The following is a 23,078-nucleotide window of genomic DNA, read 5'->3' on the forward strand; positions in this document are numbered from 1 at the left end:
GGACCAATCCAGCCAATGTTGATGTGTCAGCTATGTCTCCGAACACCCGTCAGTGATCTGTCCGGGCTAAACACTTGTCCCGGGCATCCACGTTCTTCGAGCGTGGAGCAAGGCGTGGATGGCGGGACAAGCCCGGCCATGACGGCGAGAGTGATCTAAAACATCCCGCTCGCCGCGAGCGCCTTGCAGACGTGCTGCATCTCGGTCTCGTCGGCGACCATGTCGAGCATAATAGTGGTCAGACCCTTGGCCGCAAAGTCCTTCAGCTTCGCGCCGATCTCCTGGTAGCTGCCGACGAGATAGGGACAGTCGGCCTGGAAGGTCAGGAACGGCAGTAGCCAATAGCCATTGTCCCCGAGCTCGCCGCTCTGGCCGGCATAGAGATGCCGCTTCCACACGGAATCGGTGTTCTCCATGGTGAGCACGAGAAGCTCGCGATCGTCAGGGTTGTCGCGGAAACGCAGTTTTGCGGCCTGCCGCGCCTCCTCGCGTCCCTCGCGGGCGAAGATGCCGAAATTCATGCCGGGCGCGTCAAGGCCGCGATCGAGATCCGGCGGCAGCATCTGCATCTTGATGCAGCCGGTCTCCTTCGCCACGCGCTGGGCCGCCTCGGATTGCCCCGCGATCAGGAATTCGGGCATCAGCTCCGGCGGCAGGCGCGGGCGAAGCTGCAGATGGCGCGCACGGTAGAAGCGGCCCGCGAAATTCACCGGTCGCGGGCTCGCCAGCAACTGCCGCATCAGCCCCACGAATTCTCCGAGCCTGATATAGCGGTCGGCATGCGACTGGTCGTCGCCGAGCCCCTGCAAGTCGCTGACCGCCGTCCCCGTGATCATGTTGAGATAGACCTTGCGGCCGTGAAGCTGCGCCAGGGAGGAGACGAATTTCGCCGCGGTGAACGGGTGCATGTAGACCGGATTGACGGCGATCAGCGGCGAAGAGCGCGTCGTCGCAGCCATGATGTGCTGGGCCATCGCCCAGGGCTCGACGAACACGTCGTTGCCTTCGAACAGCAAAATGCCTTCGAAGCCGTTGCGGTCGGCGAACTCAGCCACCCGCATCAGCTCGCCGATATATTTCTGGGGGTCGCGGTTGCGCGAAATCGCGGGAAAGACGCGCAGCCGCGGCGGCGTCATTCAGCCGCTTCCTGGAGCGGCCAGGCATTGCGGCTGATGGGAAGGCCGCCGTTCGCGCGGGAGCCGTCGGCAATCGCGAGGCGATGCGAGGGCGAGGGCGAGCACAGCGAGAAGCGCCAGCCGTCGGGATCGTCGGCGATATCGGGCTTGAAGCTGATCTCGATGGCCTCGCGCGAGACCTGCATCGCGAAAGCGTCGAGCGGCAGATTGAGCCCAAAGCCCCTGGCCTTCAGATAGGCCTCCTTGAGCGTCCAATAGTCGAAGAAGCGCTCGGTCGCCGCGGGCTCCGGCAGTCCGCGCAGCGTTTCGACCTCCTCCGGCGCAAAGAAGCGAAGTGCGGTGGACAGCGGCGCCACCCGCCGCGACACGGTTTCGACGTCGACGCCGACGGACTCATGCTTCGACACGACGCAGGCGACGCAGCCGTCGGCGTGAGACAGGCTGAAATGCAGCGCGCTCGAGGTCGCGGGTGCTGCGACAAACGGCCGCCCATAGCGGCCGGCTGCAAAGGACCAGTCGGACGGCGCGACGTTGGAGGCGATCTGCGACAGCGCCAGGCGCAGCATCGCATGCGCGAAAATATATTGCCGTCGGTGCCGCTCGAACATGAAGCGATCGGCCCGGACGCGTTCGTCGACCGAGAGCAGCCGTCGGCACGCCTCGACCGCGCCCGGTGCGTCGATGGACTCGATCAGTCCGACAAAGAGTTCAATTCTGTCGTCCGCCATCAATTGGGCCTTTTGCGTCAGGCCGAGGGCAGATCCCCGGTCCCGACGGAAGAAACAACTGAGCAAGAATCAATCAAGCGGACCGCTTCTAGCGGTCCACCCGGGCGAATTCTTGTCGATTTGCAGGCCGGTTTACAGGCGCAAGCTTGTGCGAGACCTTAACTCGACACGCGAGCGGCCCATCCCCGAAAAGCGAAGCTTGAAGATTCGTACGGCGTCCCGGCCGACGAATCTTACCTCTTCTTCTTCTTGGCTTTCTTCGAGCCGCCAAGCACCGAAAGGCTGGCGTCGACGTCCTTCAGCGCGGACTGGAGTTTCTTCTTCTCGGCACCGAGCAGCTTCTGGAGGGCCTTGCGGTCCTTGTCGCTCAACGAGGTACCCTTGGTAAATTTGATGAAACCCATAACACTCCCCCGGTTGAAAATAATCGTCCAAATCAAAACGCCGGAATAATCTTGCGCGACGACGCCAAATAATCAAGATGCAACTTGGTCATGCACAGCTTTGACGAGTGAACCCGTATTCGTCCGTGATGTCATCCGCTCACGCCGCGTTGCGCGCGAGTAATCCGTCGAGCGGCGTGTTGGGCTGGGCGACCGCGGCCCCCAGCAGCGCAACGAGATCCTCCATCCACGCGCCGATGCGACGGCCGTCGAGCAGCTCGTGCTTGTAATTGCACGAGCCGGTGATGCCGGTCGGGCGCTCCTTGAGCATCAGCGACAGCCAGGTCTGGTCGATCGGCAGCACCGGCTGGCCCTCGCGTGCGATGTTGCCGATCGATCCTGTCGCGAGGTCCGGGAGATCGAGCGGCTGGCGCAGCGGATTTTGCAGCGTGAAATAGACCTGGAGCAGCGAGGCCGGATCGATGCCCTCCCGCTCCAGATGGTCAGCCAGGATGTTGAAGGGCAGCTCTTGGCGCGCATGCGCGTCGAGCACGCTCCGGCGTACCCGCGCCAGCGCCTGCGTGAACGACAGCTCCGGCGTGATTTGGGTGCGGACGATCACCGTGTTTTCGAACGGGCCGACGATTCGGTCGGTGTCCGGCTGGGCGCGATTGGCCATGGCGGTGGCGATAGAGATGTCGGTGCGACCCGTCCGGGCCAGCAGCAGGGCCTTCAGACCGGTGAGCAGGCACATGAACAGCGTGCCATTGTGCCGGCCGGCGAACGCGGTGAGCCGGCTGATCAGCTCACGATCCAGATTGACCGGATGATGCCCGGTGGACGCGCCCGGGCTTGATTCGCCGTCGAAGACAGGGACCGCGCCGCGCAAATTCTCCGTCCAGTCCGCCGCCTGCCGGCGGGCGGCGTCCGTGCCGCACCACCAGCGCTGCCAGCGTGCGACGTCCGAAAAGGCCGGGGGCGGCTTCGGCAGCGGTACCGACGGATATCCGGCCAGCGCCGCATAGCGGCTCGACAATTCCTCGAACAGCACGCCGATCGACCAGCCGTCGACAATGGCGTGATGCAGCGTCAGCAGCAGCACGTGATCGTCGTCGTCGAGCCGTAACAGCCGGGCGCGGAGCAGCGGCGCGCGCGTCGTGTCGATCGGCGAAAAGGCCTCCTGTTGGATCAGAAGATCGATCTTCCGGAGCTCCAGGGCCTTGCGCCGCTTGTTATAGTGAGCGTGACCGTCGCCGATCGTCTCGATGGTCAGGACACGGTCGACGGATCCGGGTGCGGCGATATGGCTGACCGGCTCCACGCCGTTCCAGCCGAACGCGGTCCGCAGCGATTCGTGCCGGCACACGACGTCCTCGATCGCCTGTGCCAGGGCGGCCGCATCGAGCGGACCCTGAAGACGGAAGGCGAAAGGTAGGTTGAACAGCGGCAGCCCCGGGAGGTTCTGCTCGATCCGCAACATCTGGTCCTGTGCGATCGAGAGCGTTGGCCCGCCGCTGTCGGTCCGGCTCGCTTCAGCCAGGCTCGTCACGCTTGGGACAGGCTTGCGCGGCGTCGCCGCCATGGCCTGGTCGACCCGCCGGGCAAGCTCCTCGATCGTCGGTGCCTCGAAGATGGTCTTGATCGGCAGCGACACGCCGAGCGCGCGGGCGATGCGCGCCATCGCCTGCCCCGCCAGCAGCGAATGGCCACCGAGGTCGAAGAAATTGTCGGTGACGCCGAGGCTTTCCACCTTGAGCAGGTCGATCCAGATGTCGGACAGCACCTTTTCAGTAAAGCGCCGCGCCGGCACGGGCGCGTCCGGTCCGGGCGCCTCGTGCTGCGTCGGCGCCAGCAGTGCGGACCGGTCGATCTTGCCATGGGCATTGAGCGGTACGTGATCCAGGAACAGGAATGCGGACGGGATGGCGTGGCCCGGCAACCGGCTCTTCAGGAATTCGCGCAGCTCGCTGGCACTGATCCGGCTGTCGGGCTTTGCGACGATATGGGCGATCAGCCTGACGTCGCCGCTCGCCTCGCGGCGCGGCTCGACGATGCCGGCCCGCACGCCCGGATGGTCGGCCAGCGCGTTCTCGATCTCCTTGAGCTCGATACGGTAGCCGCGGACCTTGACCTGATGGTCGGCGCGGCCGAGGCATTCGATCGTCCCGTCGGCGCGGCGACGGGCAAGATCGCCGGTGCGGTAAAGCCGACCGCCTGGCTGGCGCGAGAACGGATCGGGCAGGAAGCGCTGCCGGCTCTGCGCGGGATCGTTGACATAGAAGCGGCCGATTCCGGCGCCGCCGATGCAGAGCTCGCCGATCACGCCGACCGGCTGCGGCTGCAGGTTGGCGTCGAGCACGTAGAGCTGGGTGTTCGGCAGCGGCGCGCCGACCGGAACGTTGCCCGTCGCGGTCGCCGGCGCTTTGGTCAAGCGGTGCAGGGAGACGTCGTCGGAACATTCCGACGCGCCATAGGCGTTGATCAGCGGCACTTTCGGGCAGCGGGCGAACCAGGCCCGGCAGAGTTCGACGGGCAGCGGCTCGCCGGTCGAGATCAGGAGGCGCAATCTCGCAAAGGCGCGCTGGACCTGCGCCTCGTTCATCCGTTCGACGATGACGCGCAAGAGCGATGGGACGATCTCGAGCACCGTGATGCCTTCGCGTTCGATCTCCCGCGCCAGCAGGATCGGGTCCTGCACGATCGCATTGTCGCAGACATGTACGCGCGCGCCGACCATCGGCCCCGCCAGGAACTGCCAGACCGAGATGACAAAGCTCTGCGGCGCGGACTGCGCGATGACGTCCCTGGCGGAGAGGCCGAGCTCGGCAATCAGCGAGGCCAGATGGTTCGACAGGCCGCGCTGCTCGATCATGACGCCCTTCGGCGCGCCGGAGGAGCCGGACGTATAGATGAGATAGGCGAGGCCGGAGGCTGCGCGCCGTACCGCACGGGCCGGCTTGGTCGATCCCGGGGCGATCGTATCTTCGAGTTCGGCCACCGGGATGCGCTCGACCAGCGGTTCGAGCAGCGCGCCGACCATGGGTGACTGCGCGCGGCCGGTCAGCAGCATGCGGGCGCAGCTCGATCCGAGAATGGTCGTGAGCCGCGCCGGTGGAAGATCGGGATCGAGATTGAGAAAGGCCGCGCCCGCGCGCTGCACCCCGATCATCGCGGCGAGCAAGTCGGGGCCGCGATCCGCAAGCAAGGCCACCACGCTCTCGGCACCGATCCCTTCGCGCACCAGCCAGCGCGCAACCGACCGGCTGCGGCGCGCCAGCTCGCGATAGCTCAGGCAGGTGTGTCCGTCCGTTACCGCGATTGCGGTCGGCGTCGTCCTGGCCTGGCGGTCGAAGCGTTCGCTCACATTGCCGCGGGTGGTGAAATTGGCCGGCACGCCCCGGCCTGTCGCCAGCAATTGCCGGCGTTCGGCCTCGTTGAGGAGCGGCAGGCGCGAGATGCGCTGCTCCGGATCGGCGATGACGGCCTTCAGCAGAGACTTGAACTGGGCCGCCATGCCGTCGATCGTCGCGGCGTCGAACAGGTCGGTGGCGTATTCGAAGAAGCCGGTGAAGTGGCCGTCGGCCTCGACCAGCTCGAGCGTGATGTCGAAGCGCGCCACTTCCGGATCGATCTCCAGCCGCCGCGTCGAGAGGCCGGGAAAGCGTGCCGCTTCGATCGAGGCGTTCTGGAGGATGAACATGATCCGGAACAGCGGATTGCCGTCACTGCGGCGTGCGATCTGCAATGCGCGCAACACCTCCTCGATCGCAAGGTCCTGGTTGCGGTAGGCATCGAGCGTGACCTGCCGGACCCGCCGCAACATCTCGCCGAAGCTCGGGTCGCCGCCAAAATCGTTGCGCAGGATCAGCGTGTTGGCAAACAACCCGATCAGGCGCTCGCTCTCGATCTGGTTGCGATTGGCGATCAGCGATCCCGTCGCGACGTCCTCATGCCCGGTGTGGCGGAACAGCAGGCACTGGAAGACCGCGAGCAGCGTCATGAAGGGCGTGACGCCCTGATCCTGGCTCAATGCGCGGACATCGCCCGAGAGAGCCTTGGAGAACTCGAAATAGTGGCGAGCGCCGTGACCGCTCCAGGCCTCCGGCCTTGGCCGGTCGGTCCGAAGCGGCAGCGTGGTGACGCCGTCGAGCTGGCCTCGCCAATAGTCGAGCTGGTCCTTGGCTGCCGGCGTCTGTGCCCAGCTCTGCTGCCAGAGCGCGAAGTCGCGATATTGAAAAGCTGGCGCGGGCAGGGCCGCCACGCTCTTCTTGTGTGCGGCGGCATAGTGGGCGGCAAGCTCCTCCCAGAACAGGCGTTGCGACCAGCCGTCGGTGACGAGGTGATGGACATTGACCACCAGCGCATGGCTCGTCCTATCGAACGACAGCAGGGTGACTTTCAGCGGCGGCTCGCGCGCCAGGTCGAACTTGTATTGCGCGAGCTTGAGCGCCTCGCGCCTGATCACTGCGGCCCGCTTGTCGGCAGGACACGGCTTGAGCTTGATCCGCTCGAACCGCGGCGGCGATTGCAGCACGAGCTGCGCCGGTTCGCCCTGCCGCTCGATGAAGACCGAGCGCAGCGCCTCGTGGCGTGCGCAGATCGCCGCAAGGCTTGCCTGAAGTGCGGCGACGTCGATCTGGCCCTTGAGCACGGCGACTTCGACGACGTTGTAATTGTAGCGGGTCGGATCGAGCCGCGAGAGCACGTACATCCGCTGCTGCTGGAACGAGAGCGGCGCGTCTGCTTCCGTCACCTGCCGCCAGGCCGGCAGTGCCGCCCCACGACGGCTTGCGGCGGTGTCGATCCGGGCTGCAAGCGCGGCGACCGTGGCGCAATCGAAGATGTCCTCGAACGAGAAGTCGATGTTGAAGCGTTCGCGCAGACGAGAGCGCATCTGCGTCACTGCGAGCGAATCCGCGCCAAGCGCGAAGACGTCCTGATCGACGCCGACCTGCGGCAGCTCCAACAGGCCGGCCCAGATCGCGGCGAGTTGTGTCTCCAGCGCGGTGCGGGGCAGCCGCGCCTCGTCGCCGTCCTCCGGCTCGGCGATCAGCTCGGCCAGCGCGTTGCGCTTGACCTTGCCGCTGCCGCCTTTCGGCAGGGCTGCCACGCTGCGGATCAAGCTCGGCACCTTGTAGGCAGCGAGCCGCTTGCGCGCGAACTGGCGCAGGTGATCCGAGGTCGCCTCGGCATCCGGTCGCAGCACCACGACGGCGGCGACGTTTTCGCCGAGCTTTTCGTGCGGCACCGCGAACACGCCAGCCTCCAGCACGGCCGGATGGCTGAGCAGGACCTCTTCCACTTCGAGCGGCGAGATCTTCTGCCCGCCGCGGTTGATGACGTCCTTGATGCGGCCGACGATGAAGAGATAGCCGTCAGCGTCGAGATAGCCGAGATCGCCGGTCCGGAACCAGCCGTTGCGGAAGGCGGCCTGTGTCGCCGCCTCGTCGTTGTAATAGCCGCGGCTCATGTTCGGTCCGCGCAGCATGATCTCGCCACGCTCGCCGCCCGCAAGTGCACGGCCCGTCTCGTCCATGATGGCGATCTCGGGGCCGGCGGCGCGCCCGACCGATCCGACCTTGCGCAGCTCGAACGGGTTGGCTGCGATCTGCGAGGCCGCTTCGGTCATGCCGTAGGTCTCGAGCACGGGAACGCCGAACGTCGCCTCCAGCCCTTCGAGAATCGTTGGCGCGAGCGAGGCCGAGGCCGAGCGGATCACGCGCAGCGACGACGATCGGGCGCGGTCCGGGTCGGATTCCGCCGCCGTCAGCAGCGCGCGGTGAATGGTCGGCACGGCGGTGTACCAGGTCGGTTGCAGCTCCCGCATCCAGCCGAAGAAGGACGGTGCATCGAAACCGTCGGTGCAGATCACGCTGGAGCCTGCGGCCAACGCCGTCAGAAGGCCGGAGATCAAGCCATGGGCGTGAAACAGCGGCAGGACGTTGAGCAGGCGATCGTGAGAGGTGAGCGACAGCACGCGGCCGGCATTGGCGGCGGACAGGCATACATTGCGATGCGTCAGCGGCACCATCTTCGGCCGCGCTGCCGTGCCCGACGTCAACAGGATGAACGCATCGTCGTCGCCGCGCGAGGCGCCCCCGGCCGCCACCGGCCCGACCGTCGGACCGATGAATTTGCAGCCGCCCAGATCGTCTTGCGGTCCCGGCACGAAATCGATCACCGCGATATCCAGCGCCTTGGCGACGTCGCGGCTCGCCGAGTTCATGTCGGCCCGGGTCAAGAGCGCGGTCAGCTTCAGTTCGCTGAAATAGCGCTGCAGCTCGTCCGCGGTCAGATCGGGATTGACGGGGACGCAGGCGCCGCTCGAGGCAACCGCGATCAGCGCCAGCGCGCTGTCGGCGCCGCGCGGCAATGCAACCGCAATCCGGTCGGCAGTGGTGATGCCGAGCCGGCGCAGCGTGCCGACAAGATTTTGCGTCACCTCGCCAAGCGCGCCGTAGTTGAGGACGGGCCGACCCGGGGCGAGGAGGGCGGGTGCCGCTGGCGTCTTGCGGGCGTAGAAATCGAGAACGCCGCCGATATGGGCGAATGTCTTGGTTTCGGCTGCCGTGCCGCTTGATTCCTCCGGGGCTGGGAGTGTGACGTCCGACAATTCCGTTCCCTTTTGATCCGATTGAGCTATTCTTCCAAGAAGTCAGGGAACGCGTCCAGTCTGAGGTGAAGTTTTGGCCGCAAAATCTGTGGTTGAGGGGCCCTAAGCCCTTCGACGGAATTATGGTCGGGCGGAAATCACCATGCTGGAGAATGAGCCGGACACGGGAACGGATGGCGGGCTGAAGCGCTGGCTCGAGGGCGTCGGCCTCGGCCATTACACCGATCTCTTCGCACAGCACCGTCTCGATCTCGACGTCATTGGCGACCTGACCGAGTCCGATCTGGTCGAGCTCGGATTGCCGCTTGGCGATCGCAAGCGGCTGCAACGGGCGATGGCAGCGCTGTTCCAGGCGGAAACGGCCGAGGCACCCGCGACAATGGTGCCGCAAACCCGCACCGAGGTCGGCGCTGAACGGCGTCAGCTCACCACCATGTTCTGTGACATGGTGGATTCCACCTCGCTGTCCGTGCAGTTCGATCCGGAAGACGTCCGCGACATGATCGCGAGCTTTCGCGAGACCTGCGTCCGCGTGGTCAAGCATTACGAAGGCTTTGCCGCCCGTTTCGTCGGCGACGGTATCCTCGTCTATTTCGGCTATCCGACCGCACATGAGGACGATGCCGAGCGCGCGGTGCGCGCCGGGCTCGATATCGTGCGATTGCTATCGACCGCACGCGCGACCGAGCTGCGCGGCGGGCTCAGCCACGCACCCGCCGTCCGCATCGGGATCGCGACCGGCCTCGTCGTGGTCGGCGACCTCGTCGGACAGGGTACCGAAGAGCGCGACTCCGCGGTCGGAGAAACCGTCAATCTCGCCGCGCGCCTGCAGGGCCTCGCGCCGCCCAATGGCGTGGTGATTTCCTCATCGACCCAGTCGCTGCTGAAGGGGAAGTTCGACTACCGCAATCTCGGGGTCCACGCCTTGAAGGGGATATCCGAGAAGACGCAGGCCTGGCACGTTGTGCGCGCCTCGCGGGTGGAGACCCGATTCGCCGCCGCCATGGGCACGCGACTGACGCCGCTCGTCAACCGTGAGGAGGAGATCGCGCTGTTGATGGGCCGCTGGGAGCAGGCCAAGGATGGTGACGGTCAGGTCGTGGTCAAGTTCGGCGAGCCCGGCATCGGCAAGTCGCGCATCATCCAGGAGATATTCGAGCGGATATCGGGCGACCGGCATGGATAGGTCTCGTTCCAGTGCTCGCCCTATTACACGTCCACTGCATTCTATCCGTTCGCCGAGCAGCTCAAATTCTCCCTTGGCCTCGACCGCGAGGATGCCTCCGCGCTGTCACTGGCGAGCCTGGAGAGCGCGATTGCCGCCGCTCATGGCGACATCGAGCAGGTCACGCCGCTGTTTGCCGCGCTGTTGTCGATACCGACCGGCGACCGCTATCCGCGGCTCGATCTGTCGCCGCAGCAGCAGAAGGATGCGACCGTCGGGGCGCTGGTCAATCATTTCCTCGGCCTTGCGCGCGAGATGCCGCTGGTGATCGCGTTCGAGGATCTGCACTGGATCGACCCGACCTCCCGCGAGGTGATCGATCTCCTGGTCGACCGGGTGCAGAACCGGCCGATCCTGGCCATCATCACAGCGCGGTCCGAATTCCAGCCGAGCTGGAACGCGCATTCGCACATCACGACGCTGGTGCTGAACCGCCTGAGCCGGCAGCTGCGCACCACGCTGGTGGAGCGCGTCGCCGGCAGAGAGCTGCCTAAGGAGGTCGTCGAGGAGATCATCGTCAAGACCGACGGCGTGCCGCTGTTCCTGGAGGAGCTGACCAAGACGGTCCTCGAATCCAACCTGCTGACCGAGCGGCATGGGCGCTACGTACTGTCGGGCCCGTGGCGGCAGCTCGCGATCCCGGCAACCCTGACCGACTCGCTGATGGCGCGGCTGGACCGGATGGGGCCGTTCAAGCGCATCGCGCAGATCGGCGCCACCATCGGCCGCGAGTTCTCCTACGAGACGCTGCATGCCGTCGCCAACACGCCGGCCGAACAGATCGAGGCGGCGCTCAATCATCTGGAGCAGGCCGGGCTGATCATGCGCCGCGGTCTTCCGCCCGATGCGCTCTACTCCTTCAAGCACGTCATGATCCAGAACGCCGCGCATGCGAGCCTGCTGCACAGCGAGCGGCGCAAGCTGCATTCGCGGATCGCCCAGGTGCTTGCCGAGATGTATCCGGAGAAGACCGAGCGCGAACCGGAGCTGCTCGCCCATCACATGACCGAATCCGGCCAGAGCGAGGGCGCCGCGAGCTTCTGGCTCAAGGCCGGCAAGCAGGCGGCCAAGAGCGGTGCCAATCTGGAGGCGATCGGCCATCTGCGCCGCGGTCTCAGCGTCGTGCAGGCCAATGCGCGGATGCAGGGCGCGGACGAGATGGAGCTCGAGCTGCGCATCGCGCTCGGCAACGCGCTGATCGCCGCCAAGGGCTACGCGGTCCAGGAGGTCGAGGAGAACTACATCCGCGCGCTCGAGCTCGGCCAGCAGCTCGACGACGACGAAAAGATCTTTGCCGCCACCCGCGGCCTGTGGGTCTGCCACTTCATCCGCGCCGATCTCACCCGCGCGCACGATCTCAGCGTCGAGCTGTTGAAATTCGCCAAGCGCGAGCGGCTCAACGAGCGGACGCAGCCGGCGCAGCAGACCGGCTATCTGATCGAGGCGCACCGCTCGATCGCGATGACCATGCTCTATCGCGGCCGTTTTGCAGCTTCCCAGCATCATCTGCACCGCTGCATCAATCTCTACAGCCCCGATCTGCACTCCGATCTGATGGAGCGGCACGGCACCGATCCCGGCGTCGTCTCGTTGTCCTATCTCGGCTACCTGCTGTGGTTCCTCGGCCGGCCCGACGCGGCGCGCCAGCACAGCGAGCAGGCGATCGCGAATGCCGAGAAGATCCGCCATCCCTTCACGCTCGCCTTCGCGCTCGTGTTCGGTGCGTATCTCTGCCAGCATTTGCGCGACGTCGAGGGCACGCGCGATCATGCCAACCGCGCCATGATCATCGCCACCGAACATAATTTCCTGCATTGGAAGCAGCAGGCGGCGATCCTGCGCGGCTGGGCGCTGACGCAACTCGGCGAGGCCGATGAAGGCCTCAGCCAGATGCGCTTCGGCCTCGACGAGTACGAGGCGATGGATTCCTGGCTCGCCGGCTGCTGGTTCCGCTGCCTGCTTGCGGAAGCCTACGCCAAGGTCGGGATGCGCGAGGCCGCCTTGCGCGCGCTTGACGGTGCGCTCGCGACAGCGCGGCGGACCGGCGATCACTCCTATCTCGCCGAAGTCTATCGCCTGCAAGGCGAGATCACGCTGTCGGACGGCGACCCGGCCTCGGCCCAGGAGGCCGGCGATCTGTTCGCGCTGTCGCTGGAGACCGCGCGCAAGCAGGGCGCGCTGTCCTGGGAGCTTCGCTCCGCCGTCAGCCTCGCGCGCCTGTCGCATCAGGCCGGCAGGCGCGAGCACGCGAGTCTGCTGCTCGTGCCCGTTGTCGGCAAGTTCAGCGAGGGCTTTTACACGCCGGACCTGAAGCAGGCGGTGCAGCTCGTCAAGGAGCTCGGTGCGGACGCACCGGTCCGCGAACGCGCCGATCCCTGACATGAGTGATCTTGCCGCCGCGCGAGCGCGTTACGTCGAGCTGATTGCAAAGCGCGAGCGGATTGCCTCAAAGCGCCTGCTCGAAGCGCTCGCCGCCGTCCCGCGCGAAGACTTTCTGCCGAGGGGCCGCTGGCGCATCAAGAGCGAGGCGGCGCGCAGCTACCGGCTGACGCCCGATGCGGATCCGGTTCATCTCTATGACAACGTGCTGGTGGCGATCGACGCGCGCCGCAAGCTCGACACCGGGCTGCCGAGCCTGTGGGCCCATCTTATCGACGTGCTCGACATCAAGGAGAAGGACCGCGTGGTCCAGATCGGCTGCGGGCTCGGCTATTTCACTGCGATCCTGTCGAAGATGGTCGGTCCGAAAGGGCGCGTGATGGCGGTCGATTGCGACCAGCGCCTGGCGTTCCGTGCTGCGAACTATCTTCGCCCCTATCGCAACGTCATCGTGTTTCATGGCGATGGATGTGAGGAGATCCGCGAGCCCGCTGACGTGATCATCATCCACGCCGGCTTCTCACATCCGCATCCGCTCTGGCTCGAGGCACTTCGGCCGCGCGGCCGCCTGTTGGTGCCGCTGACCCAGCGGGACCGTGAAGGCGCCGCCCTCAAGATCACGCGCAAGGGCAGGGGGTACGAAGCCGAGGCGGTGCAGCAGATCCGGATCTTCCCCGGCCACGGCCGCGGCACGACCGCGCTCGACGACCGCGTCGCCGACTGGTGGCAGCGCGCCTCAGCTCTGGCGCCGCTGCGCTTTCGCGGGATCGAGCAGGGACTGCCGTCGGATGGCTAACGCTTCGTTTCATTTTACCTTGATTGCGAATGGAAGTATCCAACGCACCCCGACGCCGCTATGAGTACGGCCTGATGGCCATTTGAGCGCGCTCCATGCATTCCGTTGCCCTGCTGACCGCCAGCTATGCCAAGGATATCGAACGCTTTTCGCTGCTCAGCGAGAGCATCGATACCTGGCTCACGGGATACACGCGGCATTATGTTCTCGTTAACGATGAAGACGTGCCGTTGTTCGAGCGCTTCGCCTCCGACAAGCGGGTCATCGTTCCGGCTTCGCGCTACTTGCCGAAATGGTTGTTTGCGCTGCCGCCGGCGCTTCAGTTCATCAGCAAGCGCCGCGTCTGGCTGTCGCTGCTGTCCTCGCCGGTGCACGGCTGGCACATCCAGCAGATCCTGAAGATTGCCGGCGTCCTCAACGCGCCCGAGCAGCGCATCTGCATCCTGGATTCGGACAATCTGTTCTTCCGCGAATTCGACGTCGGGCAATATGCCGGGGCTGAGAAGACGCCGCTGTTCGTCACGCCGAAGGACATCGGTGCTGACCACCCGTTGCATGGGCTGTGGCTGCGCACCGTCGATCAGCTGCTCGGCATCAAGAACCGCTCCTTCCCCGCCGACGATTATGTCGGCAATGCGTTGGTCTGGGACAAGGACACCGCGCGCGCGATGACTGCGCAAATCAAGTCGGCGACCGGCTTGAACTGGGTTCTGGCGCTGTGCCGGAAGAAGAAGTTCTCGGAATATCTGATGTACGGCCATTTCGTCGCGAACTCGCCCGGGCATCTTGCCGCCCATCGGGTCACCGAAGACAGCGTCGCGGTCTCGCATTGGGACGACACGCCGCTCGACCGCCCGGCTATCGAAGCGCTGATGCGTGCCGCCTCGCCCGAGCAGGTCGCGCTCTGCATCCAGTCCTATTCGTCGACCTCGGTCGAGGACATCCGCGATGTGTTCCGCCTCAGCTCGCGAGATCGCCGGGCTCCGAGCCTGTCGCCCGAAGATATGGGAGAGGCGGCCGAGTTCGAGGTGAAGACGCGCGGCTAAGCTCGCGCGTTCAGGCATCCTTCGTGAACTTGCTGATCACGTCCATGAACGGCTTCGGCTTGAACTCGCCGTCGAGCGGCAGGGGCCGGTTCGGCTGCTTGTCCGCGCGGGCGAAGACGCCGTTGATCCAGCTGTAGCGGTCCGAGAGGCCCCAGGTCAGGATCGAGCGCACCGGGCCGCTGGTCGAAATCGCCGTCAGCAGGTCGTTGACGCGCTTGGCGACGATGGCGTCGCGCTCCGCCGGGCTTCCGGTCAGCTTCTGGTCGTCGACGTCGAGCTCGGTGACATACACCTCAAGTCCCCACGAGCGCAGCTCGGTGACGAATTCGGCGAGCCCATGGGTGTCAATCTCGAGCTCGGCATGCAGATGCGATTGCAGTCCGACGGCGTGCAGCGGAACGCCCTGGTCGAGCAGGTCCATGATCAGATTGCGGTAAGCCGCGCGCTTGGCAATGAAGGAGTCCTTGGCCGACTCGATGTCATATTCGTTGATCGCGAGCTTGACGAACGGATCTGCCGCAGCCGCCGTGCGGAAGGCCAGCGGAATCCAGCCTTGACCGAGATGCTGCGTCCAGAACGTGTCGCGCCGGTCCTTTGGGCTGCGGGGATTGTCCGGGATCGGCTCGTTGACGACGTCCCACGAGGTCAGCTTGTCCTTGTAGTAGGAGACGACGGTGCCGATGTGGTCGACATAGGCGCGCTCGACGCCGCGGGTGTCCTTGATCTGCTTGGCCCAGTCCGGAATGTCGTGATACCAGGCCAGCGCGTGGCCGCGCATCGTCAGATCGTTGTCCCGCGCAAAATCCAGAATCGCGTCGGCGCGCTCGAAATTGAACGTGTGCGCATTCGGCCGCAGCATCGGCCATTTCAACTCGAGCACCGGGACGACCTGGGTGCAATAGGTGCTGATGGCTTCGCCGAGCCTGGGATCGGCTTGCAGGTCCCAGAGCGTGGCCGCTGCGCCGAACCCCGGACGGCGCTGCGCCAGTTTCGACGCCGGCGCCGCCGACGCGGATGCGCCCGCCGCGAGTGCTGCGGCGCTGCCGAGGAGAAATTCGCGTCTGTCGAGCCTGGTCACTTCAGTCCTTTTCGAACCAACGCACCATCGTACCAAGCGGCGCCTCGCGACGCCGGGGTTTCGGCTTGTTGGGTTAACCTCTGCCGCTTGGAAGTCGGTTCCTTTTCGTGATCGCGCCTTGCCATTCGAGGAAGGGCAAATTTAACGCTAACGCGCGAAAGCGGCTTCAAGGCTTCATTCGCCGCCCGATCTGCAGACTTATGTGACACTCTTGAGCGATGCTGCGGCGCATTCGCTCGCCCCGCCAAGGTCCCATTTAAGGCCCCATTCAAGGCCCCATTGATGAACGGCCGCCACACTCGCAAGACCGTTGCCGGTCCCATGCTCGCATGCTGAACCGCCATTTCTCGATTTATCTCGTCGCCTACATCCTGCCTGCGGCGGTGGGCTTCTTCGCGGTCACGGCCTATACGCGGCTGCTGACGCCGGCGGAGTACGGCGTCTATGTCGTCGGCATCAGCCTCGCCGGCATTCTGGGTGCGATCTTCTTCGCCTGGATCAAGCTGTCGGTGTCGCGCTATCAGGCGATGTCGGCGGAGGTGGATTTTCGCGGCACGGCGATGGTGGCTTTCGGGCTCACCGTCGCGGTGCTCTGCGCCACGACCCCGCTGGTCTTCCTGTTCCGCAGCGACCTCAGTGTCGAGCTGCTGCTCGCCAGCATGTTCGTCGCGATCATGGCCAACGCGGTCGATGTCGGCCAGGAGTTCGAACGCGCCAAGTTGCGGCCCTACCGGTTTGCCGCGATCTCGATCGTCCGCAGCGTGTCGAGCGTCGGCTTCGGCCTTCTCGGCATCTGGCTCGGCTGGGGTGGGTTGGGGCTGCTTGCCGCGTTCGGTCTGGGGTCGCTCGCCGGCATCATCCTGAACCTGGTCGGCGACCGCACGAAGATTGCCCGCTTCCAGCGCAGCCAGTTCATGCAGCTCGCGCGCTACGGCTTGCCGCTGACGCTCGCCGGGCTTTCCGTCGCAGTTTATTCGGCCTGCGACCGGCTGATTGTCGCCTATCTGCTCGGCAAGGACGCCGCCGGCATCTTCGGCGTTGCCGCCGACCTGCCGCGCCAGTTCATGGTCATGATCGCCTCCAGCGTCGCCGCGGCCACCGTGCCGCTTGTGTTCCGGTCATTGTCCGAGAACAGCAAGGAGACGACGCGGGAGCGGCTGACTGAAAGTCTCGAGCTGCTGCTCGTCGTCGTCACGCCCGTTGCGATCTGGCTCGCGCTGGCAGCGGATCAGGTCGCCGGCACGCTCGTCGGCGTCGACTTCCGCGCCGGCGTGTCGGCGCTGCTGCCGACCCTGGTGCTTGCCCGCTTCTTCGGTATCGCCAATCAGTTCTACGTGCAGATCAGCTTCCAGCTGGCCGAGCGGCCGTTCATGCTGGCGGCGCAATCTTTCCTCACGCTGGTGGTCAGCGTGGTCCTGATGTTCGCGCTGGTCGCCGGCTACGGCCTTTACGGCGCGGCGCTGGCGACGCTTGCGACCGAGGCGCTCGGCTTCCTCGTTGCCGTCGTCCTGATGCATCGCGCCCACCCGGTCCCGTTCGACCTCGGCCGCCTCGCCGGTATTGCGGCCTCCGCTGCGGCGATGGCGGCTGCGATCCTGGCTGCGCGGTCGCAAGCGGGCGGCACCGGCTTCGTGGCGCTCGTCATCGTCAGCCTCGCCGGCGGCCTTGCCTATGTCGGAGCGGCCTGGCTGCTCAACGTCGCCAATGTCCGGACGCTGTCGCTGCGCTTCCTGCGAGGCTTCAACCGTAAGGCTCTGGGCGTCTGACGGGCGTGTCCTCGCCGGCACAGCCGGACATTCTGCCGCAGTGACTGCACCTGGTTCGCGGCTGCAACCGACCTTCCGCCGGCTCAGGCCGTCGTATATGAGGGATTTGTCGCCGGACCGGGCCGAATATCGCCACAGACGGAACGTATGGCGGCTGCGATTTCTTAATTGAATGACCGCAATCTGATACATGATCGGCACGAGCGGGCCGGCATTTCGACCGAGGATGGCATGAAAAACCGACTGACGACGGCGCAACCCACCAAGGCGATGCGGCGTCGGGTGCCTCCCGGAATCGTGACATTGGCGGCAATGGCGGTCCTGGCGGCGGTGGCGCCGGCGAGCGCGGCCAAGCAGGCGCGCCAGCCGGCCGAGGCGGTGGCCCAGCGCCAGGCCGGCGACCCCATCATGGCGATCGTGTCGATCAAGAGCCAGCAGGTCACGTTCTACGATGCCGAGGGCTGGATCCTGCGCGCGCCAGTGTCGACCGGCACAACGGGACGCGAGACGCCGGCCGGCGTCTTCGCCATCATCGAGAAGGACAAGGACCACCGCTCGACCATGTATGACGATGCCTGGATGCCGAACATGCAGCGCATCACCTGGAACGGCATCGCGCTGCATGGCGGACCGCTGCCCGGCTATGCCGCCTCGCACGGCTGCGTGCGCATGCCCTTCGGCTTTGCCGAGAACCTGTTCGACAAGACGTATATCGGGATGCGGGTGATCATCTCGCCGCACGATACGGTCCCGACCGATATCTCTCACCCCTCGCTGTTCGTACCGAAGCCGGAAGCGATCGCGGCAGCGCCCAGGCAGGCCGACAAGCTCTCCGTCGAAGCCGACGAGGCCACAAGGGCTGCCGACGAGGCCAAGAAGGCTGCCTCCGCTGCCGCGAAGGAAGCTGCTTCGCTTCCTGCCGTTCTGCGCAAGCTGGAACAGCAGAAGGCCCGCGCTGACGCCGAACTCGCCTTCGCCGACAAGACGCTCGCGAATGCCAAGAACGATCAGGCCCGCGCCAAGGCCGAGGAATTGAAGCAGAAGGCGGCGACCAAGGCCGCCGACGCGGCGACGCAGCTCGACGCCGCCAAGGCCGCCGCGCAGCCGAAGCGCGATGCCGTGACCGCGACGAAGGAGGCCGCGAAGGCCACCGCGGCCAGGAAGGCCGACGCGGTGAAGGCAGCGACCGACGCAAAGCTCGCCGGTGAGCCGGTTTCGGTCTACATCAGCCGCTCGACGCAAAAGCTCTACGTGCGGCGAAACACGCATAAGCCAGCACCCGATGGCGGCGGTGAGGTGTTCGACACCAGCATCGAAGTCCCCGTCACGATCCGCAATCCCGAGCAGCCGATCGGCACGCATATCTTCACGGCGATGGCGAAGTCCGCTACGGGCCTGCGCTGGAGCGTGGTCACGATCGAAAACGGCGACGAGGCGAGGAATGCGCTCGACCGCATCACCATCCCGCAGGAGGTGTGGGATCGCATCGGGCCGACCGCATTGCCGCGCTCTTCAATCATCGTCTCGGACGAGCCGCTGAGCAGCGAAACCAATTACCGGACCGAATTCGTCGCGGTGTTAAGCGACCAGCCGCAAGGCGGCTTCATCACGCGTAAGCCGACCGCACCTGCCATGATCGCCAGCGATGACGGCTGGGACAACGGCGGTAACGGCTTCGGCTTCTTCTACCAGCGTGACCCCTACGTACAGCCGGCCAATCCGCGCCGGCAGCGCGGCCAGTACCAATATTATCAGTCGACGCAGCCGATGCAGGGAAGCTGGTGGTAGGACGCGGGATAGCCGCCCGGACGACCTGCAGTTACGGACGCGCTTCGATCACCACGGCCTGAATCTTGCCCTCCACCGGTCCGGCGCCATGACGCGTCCGGATCGCCTCGGCGACGATGTCGGTCGCGGCCTGAAGCGTGCTGGCATCCCTCGCCTCGATCTCGCCGCGCAGCGGCGTGCCCTGGCAAAGGGCGAGCGCGACATATTCGGGCGATGGCGCGCGGCTTGTTTCAGCTCGCGTCTCGATCGAGATATCGCGGAAGCCGGCACGTTCGAGGTCGGCTCTGATGACGTCTCTGTCGTGATAGCCGTGGGGCGTGCGGACCATGAAGCGCGGCGGGTCGTCGGGAAACAGTTTGCCGAGCGCGACCGTCGCTTCATGCGTCAGCACATTGTCCTCGATCCGATCCCAGACGTTGAACACGAACGTGCCGTCCGGCTTCAGGACGCGCTTCACTTCCGCGTAAGCCTTGGTGCGGTCCGGAAAGAACATGGCGCCGAACTGGCAGCAGACCGCGTCGAACTCGGTATCACCGAAGGGCAGGGCCGATGCATCCGCCTGGCGCCAGCTGATGCGGTCATCGTCCTTCTGGCGCTGCGCGGCGACCGCGAGCATGGGCTCGTTGAGATCGGTTGCCACGTAACGGATGCCGCGCGGCAGCGCCGCCGCCACGGCGCGCGTCACTGCGCCTGTGCCCGCGGCGATCTCGAGCAGCACGGAGGGCGAGCGGGCGGCGATGCGTCTTGCGATGTCCTCCGCATAGACAGAGAAGATCATCGGAACGAGATACTCGTCGTAGATTTTCGGAATCGAGCCGGCGAAAACCTTGTCAGTGTCGGACATGATTGCCTCGCTGAAGGTTCGGACACGGGCACATGCGAATTTCCCATCACCAGCGCCATGCGCTGGTCGGCAAACGCGCCAGCGGGCACGCAGGCCACGTCAGCCCGCTGAAAAAGAAAGAGAAAAAGAACTTCATCACGGCTCCCAAGCCGGGATCTGCAATATTTGCGAGAATAGCCGGCCGGGGCCGCAAGACAAACTCTATTTGAGCTTGGCCGGCGTCTCCTGCGGCTGCGCAGCTCTGAGGCAGGCAAGCAATCGCTTGCCGGTCGTCAGGATGGGTTTTGCCTGTTGGCGAAGTATTTGGGCCGGAGCTCGTCCCGCGACCACGGCGCGCGCGCCTTCCCAGTCGTCCTGCGCGTCGTTGAAATAAGGTGTCAGCTTGTTGACGCCACCACCGAAAAAGAGCGCAAAGGTCACGCGGGAGGCGACGCTGGCATTGAACAGCAGGTCCGGCTCCTCTTCGAGCGGTTCGCCAATCAGTGCCGCATATTTTTGATAGTTGCCGCGGCCGGTCAACTGGATCATGCCTCGGCCGCGATAGTGCCAGCCGTCGGCCGGCTCCGTGTTTCCCATCTTGCCGCTGTAAATCCTGTTTGCCAGACCCTCGGGATTGTTGACGAACCGTGGCGCTTCGTCCTGGGGGATACGAAATACGGACGTCAGCCTTGTCGCGTTCCTGTAGACGAGATTTTCGGACAACATCCTGAAATCCCAGCTTTCGTAGGCCGCGGTGGCGAGAACATAGGCGAGCTGCCGCAGGTCAGTCAGCTCTGGATGGTGGTCCCATTCCCTGAGCAGCGCCTGCAGCGCATGGACCTGGAACGACTTCACCGGAAGTCCCGATCCGTCGGCGTAGCATCGGCTGATCGCCCTGATGTCGAGCCGCGACGGAACGTCCTGACGAGCATCGCCGAGCTCTCGATAGTGGTTCTCGATGGCGATCTCGTGGGCGGCCAAGTCGACCGTCTCATCCAGCTCGTGCGCGAGCAGGACCTGAATGCAATCCGCTGTCGCGCCGCTGCGATCGCTCTGGGTGAAGTCTCGCCCGGCTTCACAATCCCAAAAACGGCCGCTCTGCTTTTCGATGATCTCGCGGGTCTTGTCCGACATGGTCCATCCGAGCGGGAGCGGGTAGTACGGGTTGCTCAGCGAAGCGAGACGCAGATTCCTGACGATGCTGGTCTCCTGCGTCCCATGGACGTCGATCACGAAAGACTGAGCCGACAGCGCCCGCGCCGCACGGTTGATCGCGATGTAGGCCCGGGAGTCGCGTGTGTTCAGCAGCGCCTTGATCGGTTCGAGCATCTCCCCGAAACTGAACGAGGTGCGCTCGGGATAGCTGCCGCCTCCGAGCACGATCAGTTTGATCGAGACACGGGGGCTCGGCTTCGCTGCACCATCAGGCGCATCATCGGCGGACTTGTTGATCTCCGCGATGGTTCCCCGCAGCGAGTCGATCAGATCCATGGCCGTATCGACACCGGAATTCTCGAAATAGCCGCCGTCGACCAGCCGCATCTTGTCGATGCCGGGCGACGAAGGGTCCTTCGCCGTCACGCTGGCTGCGGGCGAGACCCATGGAAATCGCGCGCTGACGAACGCGGCGGTGCTCAGGGGAACGTTGATGGGACCGGAGTTGGGTGGCCCGCCGTCCGGCGGCTTGAGGGATTGGAAGAACGACAGCGAATCGACATTGTCTCCGTTCGCCTCCCTCCCGAACGTGAACGGTGAAAATATCACGCGCCGTCCGCTCGCCGCATCGGTTGCGTTGAGCAGCAGCGCCGGCCTGCTGCCATCCGCCAGCCAGTGCGCCATGAACGGCTGCTCCAGCGGCCCGGCCGTCGCGCCGGATCTCGTCGCGCTTTCGAGCGAATATTCGAGCGCGCGGGCCCGGTCGAGCGGTCCGACCGGACGGAAGATGAAGCGCTGGAGAAAGTCGCCGAACAGCGTCGAGGCGATGAGCGGCGAGAGCAGGTCGGCGGAAAGCGCCTGTCGAACGTACCGCTCGTTCGGTCCCGGCGTTTCGATCGCCGCGTCCAGCGGAGACTGCCGTTCGAGATAGCTGGCGATCTTGGGGCATGCCGTCTCGCCGGCCTCCTTCTGCGCAACGGTCGCAAGCGCCGACGAGAACACCGAAGCGCCGATGCTCCCGCCGGATACGCCGCTGATTGCGAACAGGTGATGGCGAAAGGCCGGACAAAGATCCTGCAGCCGGGCCAGGAAGATCGCGCTCTGATAGGCGGCGTAAATGCCGCCGCCGCGGGCGGCGACGACATAGACGGGATAGTCCTTGCTGAACTGATCGCGGTCGGGGCGGAGTGAGAGCCATCGTGTGAATTCGGATGTCGCCGAATCAAGGCCCGACGCCGGTGCCGGACCGTCCAGTGTCCGGATGCCGTGGTTGTCGTTGCAGTCGATCCAGGACAGGACGACCGCCAGGCCGAGAAACAGCGGCAACCACGGCATGCGCGAACGGACGGTAATGAGGCTCGCATAGGTACAGAACGCGGTGATGCAAACGGCGAAGAGCGCGAGGACGACGAAGGGCCCGAGCGCGCCGGCAAACCCCGTCGGCCCGACGGCGAAGATCGCGGTGGTGGCAAGGATAAGCCCAATCGTGCCGAGCAGGAACGATCGGCTGCGAAAGCGCTGAACGTAGGATGGGTCGGCCGCGTGCCCCTTTCCCACAGCGTACCAGAGGCAGGCCGCAAGAAGTGTGAGAAACAGGACTGCGTAGCCGCTTCGGTGCAGCGACTGCCCGACCGAGATGGCGAGCGAGGCGTCGAACTTGTCGAAGGCGCTTCCGGGGGCGTTGTAGATCTCGTTCAGCTTGGCGTCGGCTTCGCCGAGCCGCAGCGGAATTGCGCCGAAGTGCCCGGCCGCACCCGCGATCAGCGGGAGCGCTCCCAGCACGATCGGTGCGAATCTGGCAGTCCAGTTGAACATCCTCGTCGGTTTGCCGGAGAGCCGGGCCCGGCTCTCCAGAACCACCATGGCGGAGCCGAACCATATCAGGCTGCCGACGAGAAGGAGCGTCAGCCACAGCAGGACGAGGCTCAGGAACTTCAGGTCGGCGTAGCTGATGCGATAAAGCTCGACGATCTGCGCCGGCAGCGACAGGATCGCAGAAAAGACCAGGCTGAGGACGACGAACCATTTGAGATTGCGGAGCAACCCAAAGACCTGGTCTCGGCTCATCTTGCGCCCCTGATGATATCCCCGTCGAGCGGACCTCCGGCCAACGCGGTTTCAATCAGCGGACCCTACCACACAGGCGTGCAAGTGATGCACCG

12 protein-coding genes and 1 pseudogene are annotated in these 23,078 nt (G+C 65.3%); 6 read left to right on the forward strand and 7 right to left on the reverse strand.

Features of this window, described 5'->3' with window-relative positions; genetic code table 11:
* Nucleotides 1–155: 155 nt before the first annotated feature.
* The 4 genes from XI03_RS33365 to XI03_RS33380 form a co-directional block, all read right to left on the reverse strand.
* A complete protein-coding gene (locus XI03_RS33365) occupies nucleotides 156–1,136 on the reverse strand; it encodes an LLM class flavin-dependent oxidoreductase (RefSeq protein WP_271594473.1) in 981 nt (326 codons plus the stop codon).
* Complete coding sequence (locus XI03_RS33370) at nucleotides 1,133–1,864, reverse strand: 4'-phosphopantetheinyl transferase family protein (RefSeq protein WP_038949737.1); 732 nt, start codon at nucleotides 1,862–1,864, stop codon at nucleotides 1,133–1,135. Before XI03_RS33370 ends, XI03_RS33365 begins: the two co-directional genes overlap by 4 nt.
* Nucleotides 1,865–2,097: 233 nt before the next feature.
* Nucleotides 2,098–2,268 (reverse strand): hypothetical protein, encoded by a 171-nt coding sequence (locus XI03_RS33375; protein ID WP_162832248.1) that lies wholly within the window; start codon nucleotides 2,266–2,268, stop codon nucleotides 2,098–2,100.
* Between the two features lie 139 nt (nucleotides 2,269–2,407).
* Nucleotides 2,408–8,860 carry a non-ribosomal peptide synthetase gene (locus XI03_RS33380; protein ID WP_271594474.1) on the reverse strand — a complete coding sequence of 2,151 codons (6,453 nt, stop codon included), beginning with the start codon at nucleotides 8,858–8,860 and terminating at the stop codon, nucleotides 2,408–2,410.
* Nucleotides 8,861–9,002: 142 nt separating this feature from the next.
* Here XI03_RS33380 and XI03_RS33385 point away from each other — a divergent pair.
* The 3 genes and pseudogenes from XI03_RS33385 to XI03_RS33395 all read left to right on the forward strand — a co-directional run bounded on the left by XI03_RS33385 (nucleotide 9,003) and on the right by XI03_RS33395 (nucleotide 14,306).
* A pseudogene (locus XI03_RS33385) lies at nucleotides 9,003–12,464 on the forward strand (AAA family ATPase).
* A 1-nt stretch (nucleotide 12,465) separates the two neighbouring features.
* Nucleotides 12,466–13,260, forward strand: a complete 795-nt coding sequence (locus XI03_RS33390) for a protein-L-isoaspartate O-methyltransferase family protein (protein WP_038949734.1) — start codon at nucleotides 12,466–12,468, stop codon at nucleotides 13,258–13,260.
* Nucleotides 13,261–13,355: 95 nt separating this feature from the next.
* A complete protein-coding gene (locus XI03_RS33395) occupies nucleotides 13,356–14,306 on the forward strand; it encodes a DUF6492 family protein (protein ID WP_152103501.1) in 951 nt (316 codons plus the stop codon).
* A 10-nt stretch (nucleotides 14,307–14,316) separates the two neighbouring features.
* Here XI03_RS33395 and XI03_RS33400 read toward each other — a convergent pair whose 3' ends face one another.
* The gene (locus XI03_RS33400) at nucleotides 14,317–15,384 is read right to left on the reverse strand and encodes an endo-1,4-beta-xylanase (RefSeq protein WP_271594475.1); all 1,068 of its coding nucleotides are present in this window, start codon (nucleotides 15,382–15,384) and stop codon (nucleotides 14,317–14,319) included.
* 329 nt (nucleotides 15,385–15,713) lie between these two features.
* Between XI03_RS33400 and XI03_RS33405 the strand changes: the two genes are divergently transcribed.
* A complete protein-coding gene (locus tag XI03_RS33405) occupies nucleotides 15,714–17,150 on the forward strand; it encodes a lipopolysaccharide biosynthesis protein (RefSeq protein ID WP_271594476.1) in 1,437 nt (478 codons plus the stop codon).
* Between the two features lie 231 nt (nucleotides 17,151–17,381).
* Nucleotides 17,382–18,938, forward strand: coding sequence for a L,D-transpeptidase (locus tag XI03_RS33410; RefSeq protein ID WP_271594477.1), 1,557 nt, complete (start codon nucleotides 17,382–17,384; stop codon nucleotides 18,936–18,938).
* 31 nt (nucleotides 18,939–18,969) lie between these two features.
* Here XI03_RS33410 and XI03_RS33415 read toward each other — a convergent pair whose 3' ends face one another.
* Nucleotides 18,970–19,782, reverse strand: coding sequence for a class I SAM-dependent methyltransferase (locus XI03_RS33415; protein WP_271594478.1), 813 nt, complete (start codon nucleotides 19,780–19,782; stop codon nucleotides 18,970–18,972).
* A 32-nt stretch (nucleotides 19,783–19,814) separates the two neighbouring features.
* On the opposite strand from XI03_RS33415, the gene XI03_RS33420 reads away from it, so the two are divergent.
* Nucleotides 19,815–19,991, forward strand: a complete 177-nt coding sequence (locus XI03_RS33420) for a hypothetical protein (RefSeq protein WP_271594479.1) — start codon at nucleotides 19,815–19,817, stop codon at nucleotides 19,989–19,991.
* On the opposite strand, the gene XI03_RS33425 is transcribed toward XI03_RS33420, so the two are convergent.
* Entirely contained in the window at nucleotides 19,984–22,983 is a 3,000-nt protein-coding gene (locus XI03_RS33425; protein ID WP_271594480.1) for a patatin-like phospholipase family protein, read from the reverse strand. The genes XI03_RS33420 and XI03_RS33425 overlap by 8 nt on opposite strands.
* Nucleotides 22,984–23,078 lie beyond the last annotated feature (95 nt).

The sequence above is a fragment of the Bradyrhizobium sp. CCBAU 65884 genome (genome assembly GCF_028128835.1).
In the GTDB taxonomy this organism is placed as follows: Bacteria; Pseudomonadota; Alphaproteobacteria; order Rhizobiales; family Xanthobacteraceae; genus Bradyrhizobium; species Bradyrhizobium ottawaense.

Coding starts and splice junctions, on each gene's coding strand:
- XI03_RS33365 (WP_271594473.1), bottom strand. CDS start 1,136: ATGACGCCGCCGCGGCTGCGCGTCTTTCCCGCGATTTCGCGCAACCGC.
- XI03_RS33370 (WP_038949737.1), bottom strand. CDS start 1,864: ATGGCGGACGACAGAATTGAACTCTTTGTCGGACTGATCGAGTCCATC.
- XI03_RS33375 (WP_162832248.1), bottom strand. CDS start 2,268: ATGGGTTTCATCAAATTTACCAAGGGTACCTCGTTGAGCGACAAGGAC.
- XI03_RS33390 (WP_038949734.1), top strand. CDS start 12,466: ATGAGTGATCTTGCCGCCGCGCGAGCGCGTTACGTCGAGCTGATTGCA.
- XI03_RS33395 (WP_152103501.1), top strand. CDS start 13,356: ATGCATTCCGTTGCCCTGCTGACCGCCAGCTATGCCAAGGATATCGAA.
- XI03_RS33405 (WP_271594476.1), top strand. CDS start 15,714: ATGCTGAACCGCCATTTCTCGATTTATCTCGTCGCCTACATCCTGCCT.
- XI03_RS33410 (WP_271594477.1), top strand. CDS start 17,382: ATGAAAAACCGACTGACGACGGCGCAACCCACCAAGGCGATGCGGCGT.
- XI03_RS33415 (WP_271594478.1), bottom strand. CDS start 19,782: ATGTCCGACACTGACAAGGTTTTCGCCGGCTCGATTCCGAAAATCTAC.
- XI03_RS33420 (WP_271594479.1), top strand. CDS start 19,815: ATGCGAATTTCCCATCACCAGCGCCATGCGCTGGTCGGCAAACGCGCC.
- XI03_RS33425 (WP_271594480.1), bottom strand. CDS start 22,983: ATGAGCCGAGACCAGGTCTTTGGGTTGCTCCGCAATCTCAAATGGTTC.